Source organism: Acinetobacter sp. WU_MDCI_Abxd143 (assembly GCF_025514195.1).
Taxonomy (GTDB): Bacteria; Pseudomonadota; Gammaproteobacteria; order Pseudomonadales; family Moraxellaceae; genus Acinetobacter; species Acinetobacter pittii_H.
Genome location: NZ_JAHPTH010000036.1, coordinates 1 through 1,408 on the forward strand (window position 1 = coordinate 1; position 1,408 = coordinate 1,408).

General features: G+C 36.2%; 1 protein-coding gene. It reads right to left on the reverse strand.

From position 1 onward, the window contains the following. Positions 1-86 precede the first annotated feature (86 nt). The gene (locus KTI79_RS19070; RefSeq protein ID WP_086375821.1) at positions 87-1,259 is read right to left on the reverse strand and encodes an MFS transporter; all 1,173 of its coding nucleotides are present in this window, start codon (positions 1,257-1,259) and stop codon (positions 87-89) included. Between the last annotated feature and the right edge of the window lie 149 nt (positions 1,260-1,408).

The following is a 1,408-nucleotide window of genomic DNA, read 5'->3' on the forward strand; positions in this document are numbered from 1 at the left end:
TACACCACACCTTTATCTTCAGTATTCTCTGCCATGGTCGGCTCCTTAATCTTTATTATGTAAACGTTTACATTTTTACCTAAATTTTAGCGCGCATGTGGAGTAGTAATGCTCACTTGTTTTGGTTTCATATGCACTATCGTTAAGAATATAAATGCAAGTACTGGAAGTACCATCGCTATGCGTAGCGAATAGTCTGTAGAAACAGATCCAATAATGATAGGGGCAATTAAAAATCCTGTATAACCTAATGTACCATTTAGAGCATAACCAACAGCAGGTGATTCCGGGAATACTTTACCTGCTCGACTATAAAATACAGGAATCATATTACCCAAACCTAGACCTACTACTAAGAATCCTAAAATAGAAACTGTAGGAGTAGGGAAGATAATTGCTAATAGTAAACCAATTGCACCCGCAAGACCTGAAGTAATAAGAACCTTTGATTCACCAAATTTATTAATAAAGTAATCGCCAGATAAACGTGTAAGTGCCATAGCCAAACTAAAACCAGCAAAACCTAGGGCAGCAATATTCGTTGAAACATGACTGATATCTGTCAAATATAATGAGCTCCAATCAATTAGAGTTCGTTCAATAAATAAGGCGAGGAAAGTTAAAAATGCAAGATAGAGTAGAGTACGATTTGGTAATCTAAATTTCACTTTTCCTTCATTAGCTTGGACTTCGGGACGAATATCTACTAAGAAAAAGGCTGAGATTATAGTTGCAACGAATACGAGCACTCCAGCTAAGGTTAAACAGTAAGTTGCCCCTAATTTATCTGAAAGTAAAACAGCAACAGTCGAAGCACCAATTAATCCACCTATGCTAAATAAAGCATGGAAAGAGGGCATAAGTACTTTTTTTCTTTCAATCTCGATTACACATGCATGACTATTCATTGCTACATCATAGATACTGTTTATAACTCCGAGCAGTAAAATACTAGCAACAAAAGTCGTATACGATGGTGCATATGCACATAAAGGAATAGTGAAAGATAAAAGAATCCCTCCTAACACCAAAGTATTCCGCGTACCAATTTTAGTGGCCAAGATACCAGCTATGTACATAGTAATCATTGTACCAGCGGCAAAACCACTTAGTGCAAAACCAAGCTGTTGGTCAGTTAATGTAAGATTTCGTTTAAGTTCTGGAATATTGGTAGCCCAGATAGCAAGTACCACACCATTAATAAAAAACATAAGGGATGTAGCTAACCTTGCTCTTAAAAGTAAACTTTTATATAGCATTTTTCTCTCCTTGAAATTTATGCCACTTTAAAATAATCAGTATCTGATATTAAAGATTTAGTACCTTTTATGATATCGGCCATTTTTTCAGCCATCATAATGATCGGTGCATTCAAATTACCACTCGGGATCTCAGGCATGATCGATGC